The sequence below is a fragment of the Candidatus Jordarchaeum sp. genome, assembly GCF_052745115.1.
The window spans coordinates 1-2,864 of the sequence record NZ_JBRAKS010000438.1; the positions used below are offsets into that span (position 1 = coordinate 1).

3 protein-coding genes are annotated in these 2,864 nt (G+C 37.1%); 2 read left to right on the forward strand and 1 reads right to left on the reverse strand.

What is annotated here, in order from left to right:
• Positions 1-374: 374 nt before the first annotated feature.
• On the forward strand, positions 375-572 hold the full coding sequence (locus ACUVXA_RS19195; RefSeq protein WP_445872900.1) for a hypothetical protein: 198 nt from the start codon (positions 375-377) through the stop codon (positions 570-572).
• Positions 573-703: 131 nt separating this feature from the next.
• Here the strand turns inward: ACUVXA_RS19195 and ACUVXA_RS19200 are convergent, their stop codons facing one another.
• On the reverse strand, positions 704-1,687 hold the full coding sequence (locus ACUVXA_RS19200) for a HEAT repeat domain-containing protein (RefSeq protein WP_445872901.1): 984 nt from the start codon (positions 1,685-1,687) through the stop codon (positions 704-706).
• Positions 1,688-1,917: 230 nt separating this feature from the next.
• Between ACUVXA_RS19200 and ACUVXA_RS19205 the strand changes: the two genes are divergently transcribed.
• A complete protein-coding gene (locus ACUVXA_RS19205; protein WP_445872902.1) occupies positions 1,918-2,565 on the forward strand; it encodes a hypothetical protein in 648 nt (215 codons plus the stop codon).
• Positions 2,566-2,864 lie beyond the last annotated feature (299 nt).

A 2,864-nucleotide genomic window follows, 5' to 3' on the forward strand; every position in this document is an offset into this window, starting at 1 on the left:
AAACTCGGAAAAGAAATTTAAAGAGGGGGGTGACAAATGTCTATGATTTCTACAATCATGAATGAGAAAATTAAGCCTAAAAAACCGTTTTTATAAACAAAAATCCCTATTATTAGTATTGATACCGGTTTTCCTCCTTTTAGAACCAATATTTATACCCGTTTACATCTTTTCCCAGAATTCAAAAAATAATCTTAAAAATCTTATTATTGTTAATGGAATAATTCAAGCACAATTTATGCTTACTCCAAGCAGCTCAAATCCCATTATCTATATGATGGATTTAACTATAGTCGTAACTCTGGGAGTTGCGGACTGGGATTTGGAACAAAGAGAGATGCAGAAGTTAACGAGGGGGAGGTAAATCTCGTGTCTTGAAGTACACCCACTTCTATAGAATCATAGTGCCTGTACTTCAGCCGCGAGGTTACGGTGGGGGTCAACTTCTGCCCTCTCTGTGGTATGGCATTAATATTTCACGCTGTATATACTCAGACATTCTTACCGGAGAAGATTCTGTCGAGAATCTCTACGGCGGTGTTCTGAGTCACAGAGACTACATATTAGAGTGACAAGTTGAAGGATTACAGTCCAAACTGTAAGGAAAGACTAATCCGAATGGATTTGATTTAGAATCTCTAATTCCTTATTTAACTACACCTAATATTCTTATCATCTGCAATTTTGCTTTTTTACAAATATTTTATTGATTTACAAGTCCAGCTTCCTTGTAACGTTTGAGTGTTAGTCGAGCGTCGTTTGCTATTGTTTCGTCTTTTAGTGCCTCTGTTAAAGGTTTTATGGCCTTTTTATCCATAATATTCTTTTTTGCGTAGAGTGCTAGGAGTCTGGCGGTGGCTTGTCTGGTATTCATATTTTTGTCTTTTAACAGTTTAACAAAGTTTTTAAGAGCTTTTTCATCGGTGAAATTCTTATTTGTGTAAACGACTAAGGTTTCGGCTACGTTTTCCCGTACATACTCTTCTCGGTCATTTAGGAGTCTGACTAGTTGCTCCATTGCCCTCTCATCTAGGTATCCTTTATCTGCATAAACCCCTAACGCCGCTGCGGTGTTCACTCTGACCCCGGACTGTTTATCTTGGAGCCCCTTAACTAGTTTATCTAATATTTTTGGATCTACTACGCCTTGCTCTGCGAAATTTAAAATGGCGTATGAGGCGTTTCTACGGATATTTTCATCATTATCATTTAACATGCTAACCAGAGTTTCAAAGGCTTCTCTAACTACAAAGTTTTTTTCTGCAAGGAAGCCGATTATTAGGGCTGCGTTTGCCCTAACCTTCTCAAACTTGCTCTCAAGCAGTTTTAGTAGAATATCCTTACCTATATCTTTTTTATCCAAAATGTTACCTTTAGTGTATTCGGCTAGAGCAAAAGTAGCATTGGTGATAACGTCTTTATCCTCCTCTTTTAACATTTTCACTAGATAACCGGTAGCATTTGGATTGTATAGTTTGTTTTGAGCATATTTGGCTATAGTCCAAGCAGCCATGGCTCTAGCTTCATTTTCATTATCGCTCAAAAATTTAACTAAAAATCTTAGAATTTTTTGATTAAATTCACCCTTATTAGCGTATTTAGCAGATTCGCGTAATGCTTTGCGGCGCACTTTGTAATTCTCATCCTGAAACTGTGGTAAAAGCTTCTCCGCTTTTTCACTGCTCAATTTAACAACCTCCATTTATAGGAACATTTCTTTGCTTTTTGATAAACATGTATTTGGAATAAAGGTTTTTTCTCCTCCTTTCCCAAAAGTTTTTCACAAGACTAATTAAAAAACCTTATCGAAAATATAAACAAAGTTTATGGAATTGAATTTCTTGGTTTCTTTTAATCCATTTTTGCAACTCACTTTTATATATAATAACTATTATATATTTATGTAGGGTGAAAGCGGTGTCCATGATAGATGCGAATATAGCTGTTTTCTTCCTAAAACAATCATTTGAGGATGTAGGTAAGGTTTTTGGACCAAGCTATCTTAAATTGCTCATAGAATATGCTAGGGAATTTGAAGCCGAAAAGCTCGGAGAATCACCTCCCAATGGAATTGAAACCCTTAATGACATTGTAAATTATATTTTAGGGAATTTGGATCGGTATCCTAGGGGATACTGCGCCCTTGTATACGGTAATGCTAAAGCAGATAGCAAAATTGAGGGATCAACTGGTGCGGCTTGGAAAAGATCGGGAATAAATGCTCTTAAACAGTTAATGCAACCATCAGGTCTACTTAACAGCTCTCGTTCACCAATTGAAGCCTTGGAAAGTGCTCAAGAGTTTGCCCAGTCAATAAACATGGCGGCAAAATTACAGTTCATGGAAAATTCTGATGATACAGTGTCAATAATAATTGAAGAATGTCCATTCACAGACTCATGCGAGGCATTCGAGAAAGAAGGAATCTCTAGAATTTCAGGTAAGAGAGAATGCGCTAATCTTATATGCTACACCGCCGCTGCACAACTAATGACAGGAAGGCAGTGCGATTACTCTATACGGAGAACAGAGAAATATTGCAATGGTAAAATATTCCATATTTAAACAGGCAAGGGGTTGCTAAATTAAACTAGAGGGTTAATATCAATCTGGAAAATGTTGAAACAATTGCAACGCTGAAAGGATTTAACAAATTATCATCGATTGGTGGTGTTAGATAATCAAGAATAACAAAAATTACAGCCACCAATAGTGAGGTAATGGGATAAAACCCACTAAAGTAGTAAAGTAGACCTAGTGTCAAAAGAAAGGTAGAAACTCCTCCCCCCGACGAGTCCCTCCACTGTTTTTACCGTTGTCCGAAACTTACCCATCTAGGACACTTCCAGATGGTGTTCGGTTCC